This window comes from Schauerella aestuarii (genome assembly GCF_009866805.1).
Classification (GTDB): Bacteria; Pseudomonadota; Gammaproteobacteria; order Burkholderiales; family Burkholderiaceae_B; genus Schauerella; species Schauerella aestuarii.
In genome coordinates, this window is sequence record NZ_SIZW01000043.1 from 736,039 (window position 1) to 759,099 (window position 23,061).

General features: G+C 61.7%; 17 protein-coding genes. 12 read left to right on the forward strand and 5 right to left on the reverse strand.

The window, feature by feature from the left end:
* Positions 1 to 233 precede the first annotated feature (233 nt).
* From EYW45_RS22645 to EYW45_RS22675, 7 genes are all read left to right on the forward strand, one after another.
* A complete protein-coding gene (locus tag EYW45_RS22645) occupies positions 234 to 1,010 on the forward strand; it encodes a GntR family transcriptional regulator (protein ID WP_161137697.1) in 777 nt (258 codons plus the stop codon).
* Positions 1,011 to 1,126: 116 nt separating this feature from the next.
* Positions 1,127 to 1,540, forward strand: coding sequence for a succinate dehydrogenase, cytochrome b556 subunit (sdhC, locus tag EYW45_RS22650; protein ID WP_161137698.1), 414 nt, complete (start codon positions 1,127 to 1,129; stop codon positions 1,538 to 1,540).
* 1 nt (position 1,541) lies between these two features.
* Positions 1,542 to 1,925, forward strand: a complete 384-nt coding sequence (gene sdhD, locus EYW45_RS22655; RefSeq protein ID WP_161137699.1) for a succinate dehydrogenase, hydrophobic membrane anchor protein — start codon at positions 1,542 to 1,544, stop codon at positions 1,923 to 1,925.
* Between the two features lie 3 nt (positions 1,926 to 1,928).
* Positions 1,929 to 3,707 carry a succinate dehydrogenase flavoprotein subunit gene (sdhA, locus tag EYW45_RS22660; RefSeq protein WP_161137700.1) on the forward strand — a complete coding sequence of 593 codons (1,779 nt, stop codon included), beginning with the start codon at positions 1,929 to 1,931 and terminating at the stop codon, positions 3,705 to 3,707.
* Between the two features lie 13 nt (positions 3,708 to 3,720).
* Entirely contained in the window at positions 3,721 to 4,437 is a 717-nt protein-coding gene (locus tag EYW45_RS22665) for a succinate dehydrogenase iron-sulfur subunit (RefSeq protein ID WP_161137701.1), read from the forward strand.
* Complete coding sequence (locus EYW45_RS22670) at positions 4,434 to 4,712, forward strand: FAD assembly factor SdhE (protein ID WP_161137702.1); 279 nt, start codon at positions 4,434 to 4,436, stop codon at positions 4,710 to 4,712. The genes EYW45_RS22665 and EYW45_RS22670 overlap by 4 nt, the downstream gene beginning before the upstream one ends.
* Positions 4,713 to 4,731: 19 nt before the next feature.
* Positions 4,732 to 6,042 (forward strand): citrate synthase, encoded by a 1,311-nt coding sequence (locus tag EYW45_RS22675; RefSeq protein ID WP_161137703.1) that lies wholly within the window; start codon positions 4,732 to 4,734, stop codon positions 6,040 to 6,042.
* Positions 6,043 to 6,179: 137 nt separating this feature from the next.
* Here the strand turns inward: EYW45_RS22675 and EYW45_RS22680 are convergent, their stop codons facing one another.
* From EYW45_RS22680 to EYW45_RS22690, 3 genes are all read right to left on the reverse strand, one after another.
* Positions 6,180 to 7,646, reverse strand: coding sequence for a M20 family metallopeptidase (locus EYW45_RS22680; protein WP_161137704.1), 1,467 nt, complete (start codon positions 7,644 to 7,646; stop codon positions 6,180 to 6,182).
* A gap of 100 nt (positions 7,647 to 7,746) precedes the next feature.
* Positions 7,747 to 8,148 (reverse strand): hypothetical protein, encoded by a 402-nt coding sequence (locus EYW45_RS22685; RefSeq protein WP_328703679.1) that lies wholly within the window; start codon positions 8,146 to 8,148, stop codon positions 7,747 to 7,749.
* Positions 8,149 to 8,154: 6 nt separating this feature from the next.
* Positions 8,155 to 8,544 (reverse strand): hypothetical protein, encoded by a 390-nt coding sequence (locus tag EYW45_RS22690; RefSeq protein ID WP_235939186.1) that lies wholly within the window; start codon positions 8,542 to 8,544, stop codon positions 8,155 to 8,157.
* Between the two features lie 252 nt (positions 8,545 to 8,796).
* Between EYW45_RS22690 and EYW45_RS22695 the strand changes: the two genes are divergently transcribed.
* The gene (locus tag EYW45_RS22695) at positions 8,797 to 11,094 is read left to right on the forward strand and encodes a molybdopterin-dependent oxidoreductase (protein ID WP_161137705.1); all 2,298 of its coding nucleotides are present in this window, start codon (positions 8,797 to 8,799) and stop codon (positions 11,092 to 11,094) included.
* Here the strand turns inward: EYW45_RS22695 and EYW45_RS22700 are convergent.
* Together EYW45_RS22700 and EYW45_RS22705 are read right to left on the reverse strand one after the other, a co-directional pair.
* The gene (locus EYW45_RS22700) at positions 11,091 to 12,077 is read right to left on the reverse strand and encodes an alpha/beta hydrolase fold domain-containing protein (protein ID WP_161137706.1); all 987 of its coding nucleotides are present in this window, start codon (positions 12,075 to 12,077) and stop codon (positions 11,091 to 11,093) included. The genes EYW45_RS22695 and EYW45_RS22700 overlap by 4 nt on opposite strands.
* Before the next feature lie 171 nt (positions 12,078 to 12,248).
* Positions 12,249 to 14,549, reverse strand: a complete 2,301-nt coding sequence (locus EYW45_RS22705) for an NADP-dependent malic enzyme (protein ID WP_161137707.1) — start codon at positions 14,547 to 14,549, stop codon at positions 12,249 to 12,251.
* 270 nt (positions 14,550 to 14,819) lie between these two features.
* Here EYW45_RS22705 and EYW45_RS22710 point away from each other — a divergent pair, with 270 nt between their 5' ends.
* From EYW45_RS22710 to lpdA, 4 genes are all read left to right on the forward strand, one after another.
* Complete coding sequence (locus EYW45_RS22710; RefSeq protein ID WP_161137708.1) at positions 14,820 to 16,970, forward strand: OPT family oligopeptide transporter; 2,151 nt, start codon at positions 14,820 to 14,822, stop codon at positions 16,968 to 16,970.
* Positions 16,971 to 17,329: 359 nt separating this feature from the next.
* Positions 17,330 to 20,203 carry a 2-oxoglutarate dehydrogenase E1 component gene (locus EYW45_RS22715; RefSeq protein ID WP_161137709.1) on the forward strand — a complete coding sequence of 958 codons (2,874 nt, stop codon included), beginning with the start codon at positions 17,330 to 17,332 and terminating at the stop codon, positions 20,201 to 20,203.
* Positions 20,204 to 20,248: 45 nt separating this feature from the next.
* Positions 20,249 to 21,481, forward strand: coding sequence for a 2-oxoglutarate dehydrogenase complex dihydrolipoyllysine-residue succinyltransferase (gene odhB, locus EYW45_RS22720; protein WP_161137710.1), 1,233 nt, complete (start codon positions 20,249 to 20,251; stop codon positions 21,479 to 21,481).
* Positions 21,482 to 21,583: 102 nt separating this feature from the next.
* The gene (gene lpdA, locus EYW45_RS22725) at positions 21,584 to 23,011 is read left to right on the forward strand and encodes a dihydrolipoyl dehydrogenase (protein WP_161137711.1); all 1,428 of its coding nucleotides are present in this window, start codon (positions 21,584 to 21,586) and stop codon (positions 23,009 to 23,011) included.
* The last annotated feature ends 50 nt before the right edge of the window (positions 23,012 to 23,061 follow it).

The window sequence follows — 23,061 nt, forward strand, 5'->3', positions numbered from 1 at the left end:
GATCTCCGTAGTAGTTTGACGAGAAAAAATCTCGTCGAACAGTGTAATGCGTGGCCGATGCGGCTGCTTTCGAAAGCCTTGCATCGGCAGGTCTCGAATCCTAGATCGAATTGACGTAAGCGTCAACGCCTCTTATATCTTATATAAGACATAAGATGGCTGCCAGAATTTTATTGCTGTGCGACAATGCACCCCGACGCGAGCCCCGTGCTCGCCTGTTTACCCAATCTTCCATGGCAGAACCCAGGCCCGAACCCCTCGTCAGATCATCGCTCGCGGATAAGCCGCAGAGTGCGGCTTTCAGCCCGCTCTACAGGCAGATCAAGGCGTTGCTGCTGCAAAGCCTTCAGCAGGGCGAGTGGAAGCCGGGCGAACTGATCCCCAGCGAACTCGACCTGGCCGCGCGGTTTCAGGTCAGTCAAGGGACGGTGCGCAAGGCCGTGGATGAGCTTGCGGCTGAGCACATGTTGCAACGCAGGCAGGGTCGCGGCACGTTTGTGTCCACTCATAACGAGGCGCGCGTGCGTTTTCGTTTCCTCAGGTTGGCACCCGATCAGGAAAGCGATGCCCAGCCGGCGCAGAGTCGGATTCTGTCCTGTAAGCGCTTGCGCGCGCCCCTGGACATCGCGCGGGTGCTCGATCTGCGGACCGGTGAAACGGTGGTCGCGATCCGGCGCCTGCTCAGTTTTGGCGACGTGCCGTCGGTGGTCGACGACATCTGGTTACCCGGTGGGGTGTTCAAAGGGCTTACGGCAGAAGTGCTGGCGCGCAATCGCGGCCCGCTTTATGCGCTCTTCGAAACCGAATTCGGGGTGAGCATGGTGCGCGCCGACGAAAAAATCAGGGCGGTGGCCGCCAATGAAGACGCTGCAAGTATTTTGCGCATCGATCAGGGCACACCTATTTTGCAGGTCGACCGGCTGTCATACAGCTACGGCGACCGGCCGGTTGAAATCCGGCGAGGTTGGTATCTGACCGACCGTTATCACTACCGCAATAGTTTGAATTAACGTGGTTTTCAGAGGCGATTTGATACCGACCCATACATTGGGCGAAAATAGTGCGTTTGTCCCGACGGGACAGTCGTTGTTCACACCGATTTTTTGTATGTAACCCCGAGGTTGTCATGTCCGACCCAGTTGCCAAGCCGCGGCCGCAGTTTCGCAATATCAGCGTAACGCAGCTCATGAGCTACCGCCTGCCTCTCGCCGGCAAGCTGTCCATTCTCCACCGCGTAAGCGGCGCTCTGCTTTTTCTCTGTCTGCCCTTGGTCATTCTGCCGCTCTTCGCAGCAAGCGTGACCTCGCAAGAAACGTTCAACGACGTTGCCGCCTATATGGGGCACCCGATCATGAAGCTGATCGTTCTGGTCTTGATGTGGGGCTATCTGCATCACTTCTGTGCCGGTATTCGCTACCTCATGCTCGACTTGCACATCGGCCTTGACAAGGCAGCGGCGCAAAAAAGCGCTGGAATCGTGTTTGGTGTCAGCCTGGCGTTGACGCTGGTCTTTGCGCTGAAATTGTTCGGAGTGTGGTGAGATGGCAATGTCGAAAAACTACGGCAACAAGCGCCTGGTCGTCGGTGCCCACTACGGTGTGGGTGACTTCCTGGCCCAGCGCATCACTGCCGTCATTCTCGCGGTGTACACCCTCGTGATCCTCATTGGCATCCTCACGATGTCCGGATTCACGTTCGAGAACTGGCGCGCAATTTTCACGTTTACGGTATTTTCGCTGCCCTTGGGGCAGATATTGGCGACCCTGGCGTTCGCCTCGCTGGTCTATCACGCCTGGATCGGCGTGCGGGACATCTGGATGGACTACGTCAAGCCCGTCGGCGTGCGGTTGACCCTGCATGTGCTGACCATTCTGTGGCTGGCCGGTTCGCTCGCGTTTTTCGCCAAAATTCTCTGGAGTCTATAAGCCGTGGTCGCTGTCAAGAATTCATTGCCGCGCCGCCAGTTTGATGTGGTGGTCGTTGGCGCCGGCGGAGCCGGCATGCGCTGTTCGCTGCAGTTGGCCCAAGCGGGTCTCTCGGTGGCAGTCCTCTCCAAAGTGTTCCCGACGCGTTCGCATACGGTTGCGGCGCAAGGCGGTATCGGTGCGTCGCTGGGCAACATGAGCGAAGACAACTGGTACTGGCACATGTACGACACCGTCAAGGGGTCGGATTGGCTGGGTGACCAGGACGCCATCGAGTTCATGTGCCGCGAGGCCACGAATGCCGTGTACGAGCTCGAGCACATGGGCATGCCGTTCGATCGCAACGCCAATGGCACGATTTATCAGCGTCCGTTCGGCGGCCACACTGCCAACTTCGGTGAGAAGCCCGTTCAGCGCGCCTGTGCGGCCGCAGACCGTACCGGCCACGCCCTGTTGCATACGCTTTACCAGCGCAACGTGTCGGCCCGTACGCAGTTCTTCGTCGAGTGGATGGCCCTCGATCTGCTGCGCAACGATGACGGCGACGTCGTCGGCGTGACCGCGCTCGAAATGGAAACCGGTGAGGTCTACATCCTGGAAGCGAAGACGACGGTGCTGGCCACCGGCGGTGCCGGTCGCATCTGGGCCGCGAGCACGAACGCCTTCATCAATACCGGCGACGGGTTGGGTATGGCGGCACGTGCCGGTTTGCCGTTGCAAGACATGGAATTCTGGCAGTTCCACCCCACCGGCGTGGCCGGCGCGGGCGTGCTGATCACCGAAGGTGTGCGCGGTGAAGGCGGCATCCTGCTCAACAAGGATGGCGAACGCTTCATGGAGCGCTATGCGCCCACGCTGAAGGATCTGGCCCCGCGCGACTTCGTGTCGCGCTCGATGGATCAGGAAATCAAGGAAGGCCGCGGTTGCGGTCCCGACGGCAGCTACGTCGTGCTCAAGCTCGACCACCTGGGCGCCGACGTGATCAACAAGCGCTTGCCGTCGATTCGCGAAATCGCGATGAAGTTCGGCAACGTGGACCCGATCAAGGAACCGATCCCCGTCGTGCCCACCATCCACTATCAGATGGGCGGCATTCCGGCCAACTACCACGGTCAGGTGATGTCCACGCTGAACGGCGAAAGCAAGGTCGTCAATGGCTTGTACGCCATCGGCGAATGCTCGGCCGTCTCGGTGCACGGCGCCAACCGCCTGGGTACGAATTCGCTGCTCGATCTGGTGGTGTTCGGCCGCGCGGCCGGCAATCACATCGTTGATTCGCACCTCGAACGCCAACGTTCGCATCAGCCCGTGCCGCAAGAGTCGCTCGACTTTTCGCTGGCCCGCATCGATGCGCTCGAACAGCGCAAGACCGGCGAAAAAACGCAGGACGTGGGTCAGGCGATCCGCAACTCGATGCAGAAGCACTGCGGTGTGTTCCGCACGGTCGAGATGCTCAAGGAAGGCGAAGTTCAGATCGAAGCCATCTGCGAGCAGGCCAAGAACATCGCGTTCAAGGACAAGTCCAAGGTGTTCAACACCGCGCGTATCGAAGCGCTCGAGTTGGAGAACATGACGGAAGTGGCCCGCGCGACGATCCACTCGGCTGCGGCCCGCACTGAAAGCCGTGGCGCGCACGCGCTGGACGATCACCCGACGCGCGACGACGAGAACTGGCTGAAGCACACGCTGTTCTATTCGGAAGGCAGCCGTCTCGATTACAAACCGGTTCAGATGAAGCCTTTGACGGTTGATTCCTTCCCGCCCAAGGCACGTACTTTCTAAGCAGGATGCTGGCATGAGCACCAAACGTATCGTGAAGTTCGAGATCTACCGCTACGATCCTGACAAGGATGAGCGTCCGTACATGCAGAAGCTCGACGTCGAGCTTCAGCCGACCGACAAGATGTTGCTCGATGCGCTGGTGCGCATCAAGAACGACGTCGACGACAGCCTGGCGTTGCGCCGGTCGTGCCGCGAAGGTGTTTGCGGCTCCGACGCCATGAACATCAACGGGAAGAACGGTCTTGCCTGTACCACTAACCTGCGTGAGCTGAAGGAACCCATCGTTCTCAAGCCCCTGCCGGGTCTGCCCGTGATCCGCGATCTGATCGTGGACATGACGCACTTCTTCAATCAGTATCATTCGATCAAGCCCTACCTGATCAACGATACGCCGCCGCCCGAAAAAGAGCGCCTCCAGACTCCGGAAGCGCGCGAAGAGCTCGACGGTCTGTACGAATGCATTCTGTGCGCGTGCTGCTCCACCTCGTGCCCCTCGTTCTGGTGGAACCCCGACAAGTTCGTGGGTCCTGCCGGTCTGCTGCAGGCCTATCGTTTCATCGCGGACAGCCGCGACGAGGCGACCGGCCAGCGTTTGGACGACCTTGAAGATCCGTATCGTCTGTTCCGTTGCCACACCATCATGAACTGCGTCGATGTCTGTCCCAAGGGTCTGAATCCGACGAAGGCAATCGGCAAGATCAAAGAGTTGATGGTCCGGCGGTCGGTGTGACGCAGGATTCCGGCGCAAAAAAGCTTTCGGAGCTGGGCCGTGCGCGTCTGCGTTGGCGGGCGCGTCGCGGCTTGCTGGAAAACGATTTGATCTTTACGCGATATCTGGATGCTTACGAGACTGAGCTGACGGATGTCGACGTGACTGCCTTGACGCAGTTATTCGAGCTTGGAGACAACGAACTGCTCGACATTCTGCTGAACCGCGCTCAACCCGAAGGTGGATTGGATACGCCTTTGATCCATGACATCATCGGCAAGATGCGCGCGCTCTAAATTATCTGAGGAAATAACGATGAAATTGTCCGATAAGAAAGCCACCCTATCGTTTTCGGATGGCAGCAAGTCCGTAGAGTTTCCCGTGTTTCAAGGCACGGAAGGTCCGGACGTAATCGATATCCGCAAGTTGTACGGCCAGACGGGCATGTTCACGTTCGATCCCGGTTTCATGTCGACGGCTGCGTGCGCGTCGGGGATCACCTATATTGACGGCGACAAGGGCGAACTGCTGTATCGCGGTTACCCCATCGAAGAGCTCGCGACCAACTGCGACTTCCTCGACATTTGCTACACGATCCTGAACGGCGATCTGCCGAACGCCGAACAAAAGGCAGATTTCGATCATCAGGTGACCCATCACACGATGGTCAACGAGCAGTTGCATTTCTTCCTGCGCGGCTTCCGTCGCGACGCACACCCGATGGCCGTATTGACGGGTCTGGTGGGCGCGCTTTCGGCGTTCTATCACGACTCCAACGACATCACGAATCCCCAGCACCGTCACATTTCTGCGATCCGCTTGATCGCCAAAATGCCGACGCTGGTGGCGATGGCGTACAAGTACTCGCAAGGTCAGCCGTTCATCTATCCGCAGAATGATTTGTCCTACACGGGCAACTTCCTGCGCATGATGTTCGCCACGCCGTGCGAAGACTACAAGGTCAACGAAGTGGTCGAGCGTGCGCTCGATCGCATCTTCATCCTGCACGCCGACCACGAACAAAACGCATCGACCTCGACGGTGCGCTTGTGCGGCTCGTCGGGCACGAACCCGTTTGCGGCCATCGCCGCCGGCGTGGCGTGCCTGTGGGGTCCGGCTCACGGTGGCGCCAACGAAGCGTGCCTGCAAATGCTCGAAGAGCTGCAGGCCAATGGCGGCGTCGAGAAAGTGGGCGAGTTCATGGAGAAGGTGAAAGACAAGAACTCGGGCGTACGCCTGATGGGCTTCGGTCACCGCGTCTACAAGAACTACGATCCGCGCGCCAAGTTGATGCAACAGACGTGCAAGGAAGTGCTCGAAGCGCTGAACCTGCAAGACGATCCGCTCTTCAAGCTGGCCATGGAACTCGAGCGCATCGCGCTGGAAGATCCGTACTTCGTGGAACGCAAGCTGTACCCGAACGTCGACTTCTACTCGGGCATCGTGCAACGCGCGATCGGCATCCCCACGTCGCTCTTCACCGCGATTTTCGCGCTGGCTCGCACGGTGGGCTGGATTGCCCAGTGGAACGAAATGCTGTCGGATCCCGATTACAAGATCGGCCGTCCGCGTCAGCTGTTTACCGGCCCGGTCACCCGTCCGGTGCCCCCGATGGACAAGCGTTGATCCACTGAAATCCGTGCGCGGCACGCGCGCGAGTCGATGTGAAAAACCCGAGGGGGACCTCGGGTTTTTTTATGGACGGCGGGTTCTGGATGCAGTGAGGGTGGGCGCCTTTGGTACGGTTTTGCCCGCGGTTCCGCCTATGCGTTGGCTTGCGTCGCAGCTTGCGTGGCGGACTGCGTTGCGGCTTGCGTTGTGGCCGGTGTATTGGCTTCGCGCCATGCCACCTGCGCCGGGGCTTCGCCCAGCTCCCAGAACACCGACGTCATCATGCGCAATCCCTGTTGCACGATGTTCAGCGGCAAATGCTCGTTTGCGGCGTGCTGTTTGCAGCCGGGGTACGAGTGGGGGACCCAGATCGTAGGCAGGCCCAGGATCTCGGAGAAGGCGTCATTGGGTACGGTGCCGCCCAGATTGGGCACCACCGAAGGTTCGGCGCCGGTGGCCTGCGCGATCGCGTCTTTTATCCATGTGACCCAGGGACTGGCCGGATCAAGACGTGTGGCGGGCGATCCGCGCACGATCTTGACGTTGATGTCTGTGTAGCCCGCCTGATCGAGATGGGCACGCAGGATCGATTCGGCCTCGCGCCAGTTCGTGCCCACGACGAAACGCAGTTGTACGTGCGCGCTTGCTGATGGCGGAATGGCATTGACCGGTTTGGCGGGATTGCCCGCATGTAACGTGAGCACTTCCAGCGTGTTCCATCCCAGGAGGCGCTCGGCGGCGGTCAAGCCCGGCTCGCCCCAATCGTCGTCGATACGCTTGCCCAGGCTTTTACTGTCGACGGTGAGCTTGGCCAGCACCTCGCGCACGGGCTCCGGGATGGCGGGCGGCAGCAAGCCGTCAATTACGATCCGGCCGCGTCCGTCCACCAGCGTGCCGATCGCGTTGGCCAGCAGCACGGCGGGATTCTTCATGATGCCGCCCCAGTTGCCCGAATGCAGTCCGCCTTCGCGCAGGTTGCACGAGAGCTCGAAGACGAGCGAGCCACGCGATCCCAAAAAGATCGTCGGCTCGTCGATGCTCACGCGGGGGCCATCGGAGGCGATGAATACGTCGGCCGCGAGCGCGTCGCGATGCTGCGCGCACACTTGACGCAGGCCGGGCGAGCTGCGCTCTTCGCCGAGTTCGAACAAGACTTTGACGTTGTAGCCCAGCTTGCCATGGCGGGCGTCCAGCACCGCGCGCAGGGCTGCGAAATTGATGGTGTGCTGACCTTTGTTGTCGGCAATGCCGCGGCCGTACCAGGCGCCATCGCGCAGCGTGAGCGTCCAGGGCGACAGGCCGGCTTCCCATTGATCGTCATAACCGGGCACCACGTCGCCGTGGCCGTAACTCAGCACGGTGAGCGCGTTGGGCGATTCGATACGCTCGGCGAGCAGAAAGGGCGACTGGCCCGCGATCGGGTTGGGCAGATAAGCACAGGTGAAACCCATCGATTCGAGATCGGGTTGCAGGATGGTCTCGAAGTACGCCATCAATGGCGCGTCATCGGCACCCGGACCGCTCACCGAGGGCACGGCCACGCGCCGTGCGAGTTCGCGCTCGAAGCTGCCGTCGGTGAACGTGCGCGCTGCGTGTTCGAATGCCTGTTCTTTACTCATGCTGTCTGCTCATTGCCGGTGTGAATCGCAAAGCATCAGGGTAGAGGAAAGCGTGGCCTGTGTCGTTGGGGGATAACCGCAGGTGGCACGCAACCGAACGTCAGCGCGTCTTCGATCGGCGCGTGCGCGGTTTCGGTTCGACGCCGATGCGTGGGTCGCGTTCGAGGATGAGCGACGTGATCGATGCGGTCGCCGCTTCGAAGCCGGCATCGTGTTGGCTCACGTAGAGCCATTTGCCCAGTACGGGGTGGGGCTGCAACGCGGGGACGTCGGCAATCAGGGCCGCGTGGCGATCTTGCGATGTGCATACGAGCACCCCATTCCAGGGCTCGTCGCGGTCGGCCACGACCACGCACAAGTTGCCGTCGATATAGGCCGCGTCGCAACCGAACATCCGCTTGTGCATGTAAGTCGCATCCCGCTCGAAGGCTTCCAGGATCCACGCGAGCGCGCTCTGCCTGGTGCGCGATCGGGCGGCGAGGGGATTGAGGATACCGGCCACGCTGCGCTACTTTTCGTCCGACACCGACAGCGATCCACCCTGGTTCAGCCGGTTTGCAATCTCGTCGGCCGACCTGCCGCCGAATCCTTGCACGCCTGCCGTGAGCCGCAGGCTGCTGGATGCGATCGGGCTTTGCACGGTGACGGAGGTGAGCAGTACATCGCCCGCGCGCAAATGAATTCGCTTGCCCACGCGGTTTTTGGTGAACGCGGCCAGGTCGCGACGGCTTTCGGGCGCAAGGGTCACATCGATCACATCGATAGCGGTGTGCTCATCCTTGGCGGCGACGGCGCTTTTCACTTTGAGCGTGGCGGTTTCGGCGTGTGCGGGCAGGCCGTGCGTCATCAGTATCGCTGCGGGTAGCGCCAGTGCGAACAACCGTTCTCGAAGGCCCATCGTCGATTCCTCTTTTGTGTGATCGTAGACACCAGAAAATAACCGCTACGAGCGGGGCCGGCCACTTTTCGATGATGCCGTTGCTTCCCCTCGCGTTTTGATACGGTCGCAGTGACCGGCGGCGGCCGTTGATGTACGCAGGACGTATGATTTCAGTGCGCAGGAGATCGGCTCGCATTCCGACGCGCGCGCGATCGGGTGCCGGATTGCACCGTCGCCCCTTCATGGTTTTCTCCGCCCTTAAAGGATCGCATGACACTGACACGCCATCCGTCGCTGGCCCATTGGGGGGCTTTTACCGCCGTGGTCGACTCAGGCCGCGTGATCGGTTGCGAACCCTTCGAGGCCGATGCGGCGCCGTCGCCCATGCTGAACTCGATTGCCGAGATGGTGCATTCGCCATTGCGCGTGAAGCGTCCGGCGGTGCGGCGCGGTTGGCTCAAAGGCAATCGCGATCGCGAAGGCGACACGTACGTCGAGGTGCCGTGGGATGAGGCGCTCGATATGGTGGCCGGCGAGTTGGCACGCGTGCGGCGCGATTACGGTGCGTCCGGCATCTTTGGCGGTTCATATGGTTGGTCGTCGGCCGGGCGCGTGCATCACGCGCGCAGCCTGATCCGGCGGTTCCTGTTTCAGGGTGGCGGGTGCGTCGATCAAATCGGCAACTACAGTTGGGGCGCCGCGCAGTTTCTGCTGCCGCATGTGATCGGCACGGCCAGTCCGGTGAGTGGCGATGTGACGGATTGGGCGAGCGTGCTGCATCACACGCGTGTGATCGTGGCGTTTGGCGGTATGCCGTTGAAAAATGCGCAGGTCACCTCCGGTGGGGCGGGGTTGCACAGCTTGCCGGGGTATCTGAAGCAGGCCCGGGAGGCCGGGATCGAACTGGTTGTGGTGAGCCCCACGCGTGCGGATATTCCATCGGGCATCGAGGCGCAGTGGATATCGATTCGACCCAATACCGACACGGCGCTCATGCTCGGCATGGCGCATACGTTGTTGAACGAATCGCGTCACGATGCGGCGTTCGTGCAAACGCATTGTGTCGGTGTCGATACGTGGGCGGCGTATCTGCGCGGTGATAGCGATGGCCAGGTCAAGGATGCGCACTGGGCGTCGTACATCACGGGCATCCCGGCAGAGGTGATCCGATCGTTGGCGCATCGGGTGAGCGCGCAGCGCAGTCTGCTCACGGCGGCGTGGGCATTGCAGCGTGCCGAACATGGTGAGCAGCCGTACTGGGCGCTGATCGGGTTGGCGGCGCTGGTGGGGCAGATCGGACTGCCTGGCGGCGGCTTCGCGTTCGGCCATGGGTCGCTCAACGGGATCGGGCATCCTCACCGTCCCTTGCCGGGGCCGGAGGTGCCGGTGCCGCGCAACCCGGCTGGTCTTGCCATTCCGGTCGCGCGCATTGCCGACATGTTGCTTGCGCCTGGAACATCGTATGCATTCAATGGCACCGAGCACGTCTATCCCGATATCAAGCTGATCTATTGGGCCGGTGGCAATCCCTTTCACCATCATCAGGACCAGAATCGCCTGCGTGAAGCGTGGCGCGCACCAGAAACGGTGATCGTGCATGAGTCGTGGTGGACACCATTGGCGCGCCGCGCCGATATCGTCTTGCCCGCGACCACGCCGCTCGAGCGCTGCGACGTGGGCGGTTCGGCACGCGACCCCTATGTGTTTGCCATGCATCGCGCAATCGCGCCGCAGGGTGAGGCGCGCAACGATTTCGATATCTTTGCGGCGTTGGCACAACGTGCGGGGTTTGAGGATACCTTTACTGCAGGGCGAAGCGAGATGGCGTGGTGCCGTCATGTGTATGAGGGCATGCGATCCGGTTGCGCCCATCGCGGCGTGCCGTTGCCGACGTTCGATGAATTCTGGGCGCAAGGCTATGCGGCATTGCCGCCGGCCGACAGCGAGTATGTGCTGTTCGAGGCCTTTCGCCGCGATCCGATCGCCAAGCCGCTGGGCACGCCCTCGGGCCGCATTGAACTGTATTCAAAATCGGTTGCCGCGTTCGAATACGACGACTGTCCGGGTCATGCGGCATGGTTGCCGCCACGAGAATGGCTGGGCGCGCAGCTGGCGCGCAAATGGCCCTTGCACCTGTTGACCCATCAACCGAAGAATCGGCTGCACAGTCAGATGGATCCAGCAAAGCTCTCGCGTCGCGACAAGATTCAGGGCCGCGAACCGATCGCGATGCACCCCAAGGATGCGGCAGATCGCGGCATCGCGGATGGCGATCTGGTGCGCGTGCATAACGATCGCGGTGCGTGTCTTGCCGGCGTGCGTGTCGATGCGGGACTGACGCCGGGCGTGGTGATCATGGCCACTGGTGCGTGGTCCGATCCCGACGGAACGTTGGATCGTCACGGCAATCCAAATGTGTTGACGGCGGACGTCGGTACCTCACGCTTGGCGCAAGGGCCGAGCGCCCAATCCGCTTTGGTCGACATCGAACGCCACGCGGCGCCGGCGCCGGCGATGCGCGCCTGGGAGGTGCCGGGCTTTCGCGACCGCGCGCTTGCAAAAGACTAAATGCCGGCGGGGATGAAAAGATGCTGCTTGAGATGTGCGATCACATCGTCGCGCGCTTCGCGCGCCTGGGGCAGAATGCGCGTCATGGCGATGAACGCATGCGGTACGCCCGGGTAGATGCGAGGCTCGGTGGGCTGGCCGGCGGCGTCAAGCTTCCTGGCCAGATTCAAGGTGTCGTCGAGCAGCGGGTCCAGTGCCGCCGCCAGCAACAACAGGGGCGGCAGGTGGCTGACGTCGGCGTACAGGGGGGCCACGCCGGGATCCTGCAAACGCGCGGCGTCACCGGCGTAGCGTTCCCAATACCACGCCAGCTTTTCGGTCGACAGGCCATAGCGTCCATCGCCGAGTGTTTGGTGCGATGGCGTGTCGTGGTCGGCCGAGAGCATGCCGTAGATGATGATGCCGGTTTTGACGAAGTCATCGTTTTGATCGCGCAGGCGCAATAGCGCATTGAGCGCCAGGTTCCCCCCGGCAGAATCTCCGCCGACCGCAATGCGCTCGCCGTCCAGCCCCAGCGTAGCGGCCTGGTCACGCAACCAGCGCAATGCGCCGATGACCTGCTCGATCGCGACGGGGTAATGCGCTTCAGGCGACAGGGCATATTCGATGCCTACCGTGACGAGGTGGGCCTCATTGGCAATCTCGCGTTTCCATCGATCCAGGCTATTGATATCGCCCTGCGCGAACCCGCCGCCGTGGATGTGAAGATAAGCGGGAAGGGGGCCAGGGCGCTCCGATGCCGGGTAGTACAGCCGCACGTTGACCGGGTGCGCCAAGTGGTCCAGGCGATGCTCAACGATGTGGCCAACGTCCGGTACCGGCACGTTCAGGAAACGTTGAAAAATCCGGTTGGTTTCGCGTGCCTCAGCCAACGGCTGCACGAGGATGTTTGCGGCACCGATCCCCGCGGCCTTGAGCGCATCCTGCGCCGCGATGACTTCGGGTGCAAAGGTGAGGGCGTTCGAATCGTCAATCCGTGTCATGGGCGCGCCTTTCGGTGAGTCTCGGGGAAAAATGATTTTAGGGTGAAAAAAAAGCCCGATCCAGGATCGGGCTTTTGCTGCGTATCGACGGCGCAGTCAGGGTACGCCTCGCCGTCTTCGCCACACGTCGACCGGCGTGCTCACCCGGTCGACGCCTCGTGGGGTCGCGGTTTACACCACGCCGCGGGCGACCAGCCCGGCTTCCTGCTGTGCATCCACGACCGCCAAAGCCGTCATGTTGATGATGCGTCGCACCGTGGCGCTGGTGGTGAGGATGTGCACCGGGCGCGCGGCACCCAGCAGGATCGGGCCCATCGCGATACCGTTGCTGCCCGTCATCTTGAGCATGTTGTACGTGATGTTGCCGGTGTCGAGATTGGGCGTGACCAGCAGGTTGGCACGGCCTTTCAGGGTGCTGTCCGGGAAGGCTTTCAGGCGAATCGATTCGGACAGGGCCGCATCGGCATGCATTTCGCCATCCACTTCCAGGTTTGGCGCCAGCTTTTCGATCAGTTCGCGCGCCTGCGCCATCTTGCGCGACGAGGCCGACGGGCGGCTGCCGAAGTTGGAGTGCGAGAGCAACGCAATCTTGGGGACCACGCCAAACCGCAGCATTTCTTCAGCGGCCTGAATCGTCATGTCGGCTACTTGCTCGGCAGTCGGATCTTCGTTGACGTGCGTGTCGCAAATGAAGAGCGTTTGTTCGGGCAGCATCAGCACGTTCATGGCGGCAAACGTTTTCGCACCCGGCTTCAGGCCGATCACATCATTCACATAGTCGAGCTGGCGGTCATACCGGCTGGCCACGCCGCACAGCATGGCATCGCCGTCGCCGCGGTTCAACAGCATCGCGCCGATCAGGGTGTTGTGCTTGCGGATCATCGCCTTGGCGATTTCGGGCGTCACGCCGTCGCGGCTCTTGAGCTTGTAATAGGCCGTCCAGGTTTCGGTGAAGCGCTCGTCGTCTTCGGGATCGACGATTTCCATGTGCTGGCCGGCCACCAGACGCAGGCCGCATTTCTTCACCCGCATTTCGATCACGCTGGGGCGGCCCACCAGAATGGGGAAAGCCACGCCTTCGTCGACCACGACCTGCACGGCGCGCAAGACGCGTTCGTCTTCACCGTCGGTGTAGATCACGCGCTTGGCGGCCTTGCGCGCCTGCATGAAGAGCGGACGCATCAGTTGACCGGAGTGGTAAACGAATGCCGTCAATTTCGCCCGGTAGGCATCCATGTCTTCGATCGGACGCAGCGCCACGCCGGAGTCGGCGGCCGCTTGCGCAACAGCCGACGCAATTTCGACGATCAGGCGCGGGTCGAAGGGCTTCGGGATGATGTAGTCGGCACCGAAGCTCAGCTCCTGACCGGCGTACGCGCGGGCCACTTCGTCGTTTTGCTCGGCCTGGGCCAGCTTGGCGATGGCTTTCACGCACGCCAGTTTCATCTCTTCGGTGATGCGCGTGGCGCCGGCATCCATGGCACCGCGGAAGATGAACGGGAAGCACAGCACGTTGTTGACCTGATTCGGATAGTCCGAGCGGCCCGTGGCGATGATGCAATCCGGACGCGCGGCGCGAGCCACTTCGGGACGGATTTCAGGTTCGGGATTGGCCAGTGCCAGGATCAGCGGCTGGTCGCCCATGGTCTTGACCATGTCGCCCGTGAGCACGCCGGCGGTCGAGCAACCCAGGAACACATCGGCGTCGGCGATGACGTCGGCCAGGGTGCGCGCATCGGTTTTCTGCGCGTAGCGGGCCTTGTTGGGCTCCATGTTTTCATCGCGGCCTTCCCAGATCACGCCACGTGAATCGACCACGTAGATGTGCTCGCGGCGAACGCCAAGGTGCACCAGCAAGTCCAGGCAGGCAATGGCCGCGGCGCCCGCGCCGGAGCACACCAGTTTGACCTGCGACATTTCCTTGTTGACCACTTTCAGGCCGTTCAGGATGGCGGCCGACGAAATGATGGCGGTACCGTGCTGATCGTCGTGGAAGACCGGGATCTTCATGCGCTCGCGCAGCTTTTTCTCGATATAGAAGCACTCGGGCGCCTTGATGTCTTCAAGGTTCACGCCGCCGAGCGTGGGCTCGAGCGCGGCGATGATGTCGACCAGTTTGTCCGGATCGTTTTCGGCGAGTTCGATATCGAACACATCGATGCCGGCAAATTTCTTGAAGAGGCAACCCTTGCCTTCCATCACCGGTTTGGCGGCCAGGGGGCCGATATTGCCCAACCCCAATACAGCGGTGCCGTTGGTGATGACGCCAACCAGATTGCCGCGCGAAGTGTACTTGGCGGCGGCCTCGTCACCCTCGTGGAAGATGGCCATGCAAGCGGCGGCGACGCCGGGAGAGTAGGCCAGCGACAGATCGTCCTGATTGGCAAGCGGCTTGGTCGGCGTGACCGAGATTTTGCCCGGGGTGGGATAAGCGTGGTAGTCCAACGCCAACTTGGTAAAGGTATCGTCCATGCTGATAGGCCTGCTGCAGAAAGGAAAAAAAGGGTAGCGCGGCGCACGCGTCGTCCGGGCGAATGAAGCGCGAACTTCGGATGTCGAACGGGTGCGCGAAACGCGCCGAACAAGGCGGGCACGTGGCCACGCGTTTACGGCAATGCGCTATTTCAACAGAAAGCACGCGCGCATGGGCGATCGCCGACACATCAATCCGGGTATGACGAGTGCTTGCATGCGGCCGTGGCGCATCGCAGCAGACGATGCCGAGGGCTTGAGGAGAGCGCAATGAATCGAGATGGTCGAATACCCGACGGCACGTTGCTGCCGGAATTGACGCTGCGCGGCGTAATTCTGGGGGCACTGATTACGGTGGTGTTCACCGCCTCGAATGTGTTCCTGGGGCTGAAAGTGGGGCTGACATTCTCGTCGGCGATTCCGGCTGCGGTGATCTCGATGTCGGTGCTGCGGCTGTTTCGCGATGCCAATATCCTTGAAAACAATATGGTGCAGACGCAGGCTTCGGCGGCGGGCACGTTGTCGTCGATCATTTTCATCCTGCCCGCATTGGTGATGATGGGGCATTGGCAGGGCTTCCCGTTTTGGCAGACCTTCGGCATTGCGGCCGCCGGCGGCATGCTCGGCGTGATGTTCTCGATTCCATTGCGCCACGTGATGGTGGTGAAAAGCGATCTGCCTTATCCGGAAGGGGTGGCAGCCGCAGAGATTTTGCGGGTGGGTAGCGAGGCGGGTGCCAAGGCGTCTGCCGACAGCCGTATGCCTGCGGACCCATCGATGCTGAACGCTGCAGGGGCGTCGTCGCTTACGACTGCAGGGACATCGTCACTCAGCACCGTGGGGACATCATCAACCAACACAGCAGGTGCATCATCCCGACCGCCGCCCGGCATTCGCGACATTGCGTTGGGCGGCGGGATTGCCGCGGTGGTGAGTTTCGCGGCGTCCGGTTTGCGTGTGTTGGGCGACAGTTGGAGCTATTGGTTTGCCGTGGGCACGTCGGTCTTTCGAGTGCCCTTCGGCTTCTCGCTGGCGCTGTTGGGCGCAGGCTATTTGATCGGCATCGTGGCCGGTATCGCCATGTTGACGGGATTGGTCATCGCCTGGGGAATCGCCGTTCCCATTCTGACGGCGACCACGCCGATGCCTGCCGGGCAGACGATCCAGCAGTTTGCCACCGCGCAGTGGAGCGAGCACGTACGGTTCATCGGCGCCGGCGTGATCGGGGTAGGGGCGCTGTGGACCCTTGCCGTATTGTTCAAACCCATGTTGGCCGGGATGAAGGCCTCCTTCGGCAGTTTGCGGAGCAGCGCAGAACGGCTTTCAGCCGTGCCGCGCACCGAGCGCGACCTGCCGCCGGTCTGGATCGGTATCGTCACGCTGGTGCTGGTGGCCATTCTGGTGGTGTGCTTTCACGTGTTCCTGCGCGGTGTGCCGGTGACGCCCGCGGCGTTCTGGGGGTTGATCGCGTACGGCGTGCTGTTTGCGTTCATCTTCGGTTTTCTGGTGGCCGCCGCGTGCGGTTACATGGCCGGGCTGGTGGGCTCGTCGAGCAGCCCGATCTCGGGCGTGGGCATCGTGGCGATGGTGCTGGTGTCGTCCCTCATGCTGTTGATCGGACGCGGCGACGGGCTGCTGGCGACACCCGACGGGCAACGCATGGGGATCGCGCTGGCGATTTTCTCAGTGTCTGCCGTACTGGCCGTTGCGGCGATCGCCAACGACAATCTTCAGGATCTCAAAACGGGCTGGCTCGTGGGCGCCACGCCGTGGCGCCAGCAGGTGGCACTCTTGATCGGCTGCGTGGTCGGGGCGGCGGTGATTTCGCCCGTGCTCGAACTGCTCTATAACGCCTACGGTTTTTCGGATGCGATGCCCCGCGCCGACATGGACGCGGGTCAGGCGTTGTCTGCGCCCCAGGCGACGTTGATGCTGGCGATTGCGCGCGGCATCTTCACCAGTCAGCTGAACTGGACCATGATCGCGATCGGCGCGGCCGTGGGCGTGGCCCTGATCGCGGTGGACGCCGTGCTTGCGCGGAATTGCAAGGTGGCGCGGATGCCGGTGCTGGCGGTCGGCATCGGTATCTATCTGCCGCCTACCGTGAGTGCGCCGCTGGTGGTAGGTGCGGTGCTCAGCTGGGTAATCGCGGGTGTGCTCGCGCGCCGGGCGCGCGCAGCCGGGGCGGAAGAGGCGGCGTACGCGGATGCGCCCAACCGGCGCGGCGTGTTGATCGCCTCGGGGTTGATCGTCGGCGAGAGTCTGGTGGGCGTCATGCTGGCGGGGGTCATTGGCGCCTCGGGCAGTAGCACACCGCTGGCGCTGGTCGGCGAGGGATTTGCGGGCACGGCCGAGGGGCTGGGGCTGGGCGTGTTTGCGATCGTGGCGCTTTTCATTGCACGGCGGGTGCTGAAAACGTGATGGCGACCTGGCGCTGGAGAGACCCAAGTTGTTGCATTCGACTTGTCCATCCGGATGCGACATCGACTGAAATAATTTTTCTGTTCGGGAGGTGTACTCATCTTGCCCGCCGTATCGGTGGACTTTCCAGAGGATGCCGACGTGTTGATCATGCGGCATCGCACCATGTCGTGTAACTTCCACAGCGATGTAACGCACTCAAAGACGGGGGACGTTTCAAGGCGCTATACTCATTGGATACGGCTATCAAGGCTAGTACGTCGCCTTCTGCCCCCGCTATCCGCTAACCGGTTAAGCCGTGTCGCGGAAGGTTTTCCTGCATCGCATCGGGTGAGACACCCGGCAAGGTGAAGCAATTAATGTCTTCGGAAAAAGAATCCCTATCCACGTCCTATTTGTTCGGGGGTAACGCGCCCTATGTCGAGGAGCTCTATGAGTCCTATCTCGACAATCCAAGCGCGATTCCTGAAAATTGGCGCAACTACTTCGATCAGTTGCAGCATGCGCCAGCTACGGACGGCCAGGAATCCACACGCGATCAGGCGCATGCGCCGATCGTGGAATCGTTCGCACAGCGCGCACGCGCCAATGCGTTCCATGTCGTTCGCGGCCAGGCGCCCGATCTCGACAAGGCCAGCAAGCAGGTCTCGGTCCAATCGCTGATTGGCGCCTACCGTTCGCTCGGCTCGCGCATCGCGGATCTCGATCCGCTGCGCCGCCAGGAGCGCCCCACGATTCCCGAGCTCGATCCGGCCTTTTACGGCTTGAGCGAATCGGATCTGGACCAGGTCTATTCGGCCACCAATACCTATTTCACGACCGCCAGCACCATGACGCTGCGCGAGATCCTGAAGTCGTTGCGCGATACCTATTGCCGCAGCGTGGGTGCCGAATTCACGCACATGTCCGACCCGGCCGCCAAGCGCTGGATCTCGGAGCGCCTGGAAACGTCGTTGGGCACCCCCAATTACACCGCTGAAGAAAAGCGCCACATCCTGCAGCAGTTGACCGAGTCCGAAGGGCTGGAGCGCTTTTTGCATACGAAGTATGTCGGCCAGAAGCGGTTCTCGCTGGAAGGCGGCGAGAGCTTCATCGCGTGTATGGACGAAATCGTCAATCACGCCGGTGACAAGGGCGTGCAGGAAGTCATCGTGGGCATGGCTCACCGCGGCCGCCTGAACCTTCTGGTCAACATCATGGGCAAGATGCCCGGCGATCTGTTTGCCGAGTTCGAAGGCAAGCACGCCGAAGGTCTGACCGACGGCGACGTGAAGTACCACAACGGGTTCTCGAGCGATGTCTCGACCCGTGGCGGTCCGGTCCACCTGTCGCTTGCGTTCAACCCGTCCCACCTTGAAATCGTCAACCCCGTGGTTGAAGGCAGCGTGCGCGCGCGCCAAGAGCGCCGCGGCGATCACGCTGGCGTGCAAGTGCTGCCGGTGCTGGTGCACGGCGATGCGGCGTTTGCCGGTCAGGGCGTGGTGATGGAAACGCTGAACCTGGCGCAAACGCGCGGTTACGGCACGGGCGGTACGCTGCACGTCGTCATCAACAACCAGATCGGTTTCACGACGTCCGACCCGCGCGACTCGCGTTCGACGCTGTATTGCACCGACGTGGTCAAGATGATCGAGGCGCCGGTGTTCCACGTCAACGGCGACGATCCCGAAGCCGTTGTGTTCGTGACCAAGCTCGCGCTCGAGTACCGCATGGAATTCCATCACGATGTCGTCGTCGACATCGTCTGCTTCCGCAAGCTGGGCCACAACGAGCAAGATACCCCGTCGCTCACGCAGCCGTTGATGTACAAGCGTATCGGCCATCATCCCGGCACGCGCAAACTGTACGCCGACAAGCTCGAAGCGCAAGGCGTGCTGAGCGAAGGCGAGGGCGATCAATTCGTCAAGAACTACCGCCAGCTCATGGAAGACGGCCAGCGCACGATCGAACCCGTGCTGACCGACTACAAGAGCAAGTACGCGATCGACTGGTCGCCGTACATGAACGCCAAGTGGACCGATCAAGCCGATACGGCCGTGCCGTTGGCCGAACTGAAGCGCCTGGCTGAGCGCATCACCACGGTGCCGGACGGTTTTACCGTTCATCCGCTCGTGGCCAAGCTGCTCAACGACCGCCGCAACATGGGCCGTGGCGACCAGAACCTCGATTGGGGGATGGGCGAGCATCTGGGCTTTGCTTCGCTGGTGGCATCGGGTTACGCCATCCGCATCACGGGTCAGGATTCGGGCCGCGGTACGTTTACGCACCGCCACGCCGTGCTGCACGATCAAAACCGCGAACGCTGGAACGACGGCGCCTACATTCCGCTGCAGAACGTGTCGGAAGGGCAGGCTCCGTTTACGGTCATCGACTCGGTGCTGTCCGAAGAGGCCGTGCTGGCTTTCGAATACGGCTACTCGAGCGCCGAGCCCAACACGCTCGTGATCTGGGAAGCGCAGTTCGGCGACTTCGTCAACGGCGCGCAAGTGGTGATCGATCAGTTCATCACTGCCGGTGAAGCCAAGTGGGGCCGTCAATCCGGCCTGACCTTGATGCTGCCGCACGGTTACGAAGGTCAAGGCCCGGAGCACTCGTCGGCCCGTATCGAGCGCTTCCTGCAGTCTTGCGCCGACAACAACATCCAGGTGGTGCAGCCGACGTCGGCCGCGCAGATTTTCCACCTGCTGCGTCGTCAGATGATCCGCCAGTTCCGCAAGCCGCTGGTCATCCTCACGCCGAAGTCGCTGTTGCGCAACAAGGACGCCGGTTCGCCGTTGAACGAGTTGGCCAACGGTCATTTCCATCCGGTGATCGGCGAAGTCAGCGACACCGTCGATGCCGCCAAGGTCAAACGCGTGCTGGCGTGCTCGGGCAAGGTCTATTACGACCTGGTCAATGCACGCAAGGAACGCGAGATCGACGACATCGCCGTGGTGCGTGTGGAACAGCTCTATCCGTTCGCGCACAAGTCGTTCCAGTCCGAACTCGCCAAATATCCGAAAGCGACCGAGATCGTATGGGTGCAGGACGAACCGCAAAACCAGGGTCCCTGGTTCTACGTTCAGCACCACTTGTACGAAAACATGCGTGAAGGTCAGAAGCTGAGCTACGCCGGACGCGCTGCGTCGGCATCGCCTGCAGTGGGTTACCTGGCCAAGCACCAAGAGCAGCAAAAGGCGTTGGTCGACGCCGCTCTGGCGCCGCGCTTCAAAGGCTTCATGCTGACCAAGTAATCACGATCTCGCAACTCGAAAAAATTCATAAGGCATACATACATCATGGCTATCAAAGACGTCGTCGTCCCCCAGTTGTCCGAGTCCGTTTCCGAAGCCACGCTCATGACGTGGAAGAAGAAACCGGGCGATGCAATCAAAGAGGACGAGATCCTGATTGAAGTCGAAACCGACAAGGTCGTGCTCGAAGTGCCGGCACCGGCCTCGGGCGTCTTGACCGAAATCGTCAAGGCCGATGGCAGCCTGGTCACCTCCGGCGAGCCGATCGCCCGCATCGACACCGAAGGCAAGGGCGCTGCCGCTGCAACGCCGGCTCCGAAGGCTGAAGCTGCTGCACCGGCTGCTGCGGCCGCTGCGCCGGCTGCCGCCGCGTCGGCACCCGCTGCCGGTTCGGCCAGCACCGCCGCTTCGCCTGCTGCCGCCAAGATCATGGCCGACAGCAATGTCGATCCGTCGTCCGTCAGCGGCACGGGTCGCGGTGGCCGCGTCACCAAGGGCGACGCTGTGTCGGCCTCGGAAAGCGGCGCCAAGCCGGCTGCCGCAGCCTCGGCCGCGCCGGCCCAGGTGTCTTTGGATGGCCGTCCGGAACAACGCGTGCCGATGAGCCGTCTGCGCGCTCGCGTGGCTGAGCGTCTGCTGCAATCGCAGCAGGAAAACGCCATCCTCACGACGTTCAACGAAGTGAACATGCAGGCTGTCATCAACCTGCGCAATCAGTACAAAGAAAAGTTCGAGAAAGAGCACGGCGTGAAGCTCGGCTTCATGTCGTTCTTCGTCAAAGCCGCTGTTGCCGCCCTGAAGAAGTACCCGGTCGTCAATGCGTCGGTCGACGGCAAGGACATCATCTATCACGGCTATTTCGACATCGGTATTGCCGTGGGCAGCCCGCGCGGTCTGGTGGTGCCGGTTCTGCGTAACGCCGATCAGCTCAGCATCGCCGAAATCGAAAAGCAGATCGCCGAATTCGGCAAGCGTGCCGGCGAAGGCAAGCTGACGATCGAAGAAATGACGGGCGGCACGTTCTCCATCTCCAACGGTGGCGTGTTCGGTTCGATGTTGTCGACTCCGATCATCAACCCGCCGCAATCGGCCATCCTGGGCGTTCACGCCACCAAAGAACGCGCCGTGGTCGAGAAGGGCCAGATCGTGATCCGTCCGATCAACTACCTGGCGTTGTCCTATGACCACCGCATCATCGACGGCCGCGAAGCCGTGCTGGCGCTGGTCGCCATGAAGGATGCGCTGGAAGATCCGCAGCGCCTGCTGCTCGACCTGTAAGCGTCGGCAGGATGAACGCGGCGCCCAGGCGCCGCGTTTTTCTAGCGCTCTGGGGTTTGAACGCGAGTTCGAACCGCCCTGAACTTTTTTTGCGAGATGGTTATGTCCAAACAGTTTGACGTGGTGGTGATCGGCGCAGGTCCCGGTGGCTACATTGCAGCGATTCGCGCTGCCCAATTGGGAATGTCGGTCGCTTGCATCGACGCTTGGGAAACCGCTGACGGCAAGCCGGCACCTGGCGGCACGTGCACCAACGTGGGCTGCATTCCGTCCAAGGCACTGCTGCAGTCGTCCGAGCACTTCGAGCAAGTGAATCACCACTTCGAAGAGCACGGTATCGAAGTCAAGGGCTTGAGCCTGAAGCTCGACAAAATGCTGGCCCGCAAGAACGTGGTGGTGAAGCAGAACAACGAAGGCGTGCTGTATCTGTTCAAAAAGAACAAAATCACGTTTTTCCACGGCAAGGGCGAATTCGCCGGCCAGGTGGACGGCGGCTGGAACATCAAGGTCACCGGCAAGACGGAAGACGACCTCGTGGGCAAGCACATCATCGTGGCGACTGGTTCGGCCGCCCGTGAATTGCCGGGTCTGCCGTTCGACGAAACGCAGGTGCTCTCCAACGACGGCGCACTGCGCATCGGTGGCGTGCCCAAGACGCTGGGCGTGATCGGCGCCGGCGTGATCGGTTTGGAAATGGGCAGCGTGTGGCGCCGCCTGGGTGCCGACGTGACGATCCTGGAAGCCATGCCCGAGTTCCTCGCAGCTTGCGATACGCAAGTGGCCAAGGAAGCGATGAAGGCTTTCACGAAGCAAGGCCTGAAGATCGAAACCGGTGTGAAGATCGGCGAAGTGAAAGCGACGGCCAAGTCGGTCACGCTGCCTTACCAGGACGCCTCGGGCGCCGACAAAACCCTCGTGGTCGACAAGCTCATCGTCTCGATCGGCCGCGTGCCGTTCACCGGTGGCTTGAACGCTGCTGCCGTGGGCCTGAAGCTCGACGAGCGCGGCTTCGTGGCTGTGGACGAAGATTGCAAGACCAATCTGTCGAATGTGTGGGCCATCGGTGACGTGGTGCGCGGTCCGATGCTCGCGCACAAGGCCGAGGAGGAGGGCGTTGCCGTTGCCGAGCGTATCGCCGGTCAGCACGGTCACGTCAATTTCGCAACCGTGCCGTGGGTGATCTACACCGCACCCGAAATCGCATGGGTCGGCAAGAACGAGCAGCAACTGAAAGCCGAAGGCCGTGAATACCGCGCCGGCAGCTTTCCGTTCGTGGCCAACGGCCGTGCACGCGCTTTGGGTGACACGACCGGTTTCGTGAAAGTGTTGGCCGATGCCAAGACCGACGAAGTGCTTGGCGTCCACATCGTGGGCCCGATGGCGTCGGAGCTGATCTCGGAAGCCGTCACGATCATGGAATTCCGCGGCGCCGCTGAAGACATCGCCCGTATCTGCCATGCGCACCCGACCTTGTCGGAAGCCATGAAGGAAGCGGCGTTGGCTGTCGATAAGCGCGCACTGAACTTCTGATTGCGACCCCACGTGATTCACGTGTGATGGGGGCGGGTTTTACGACCCGC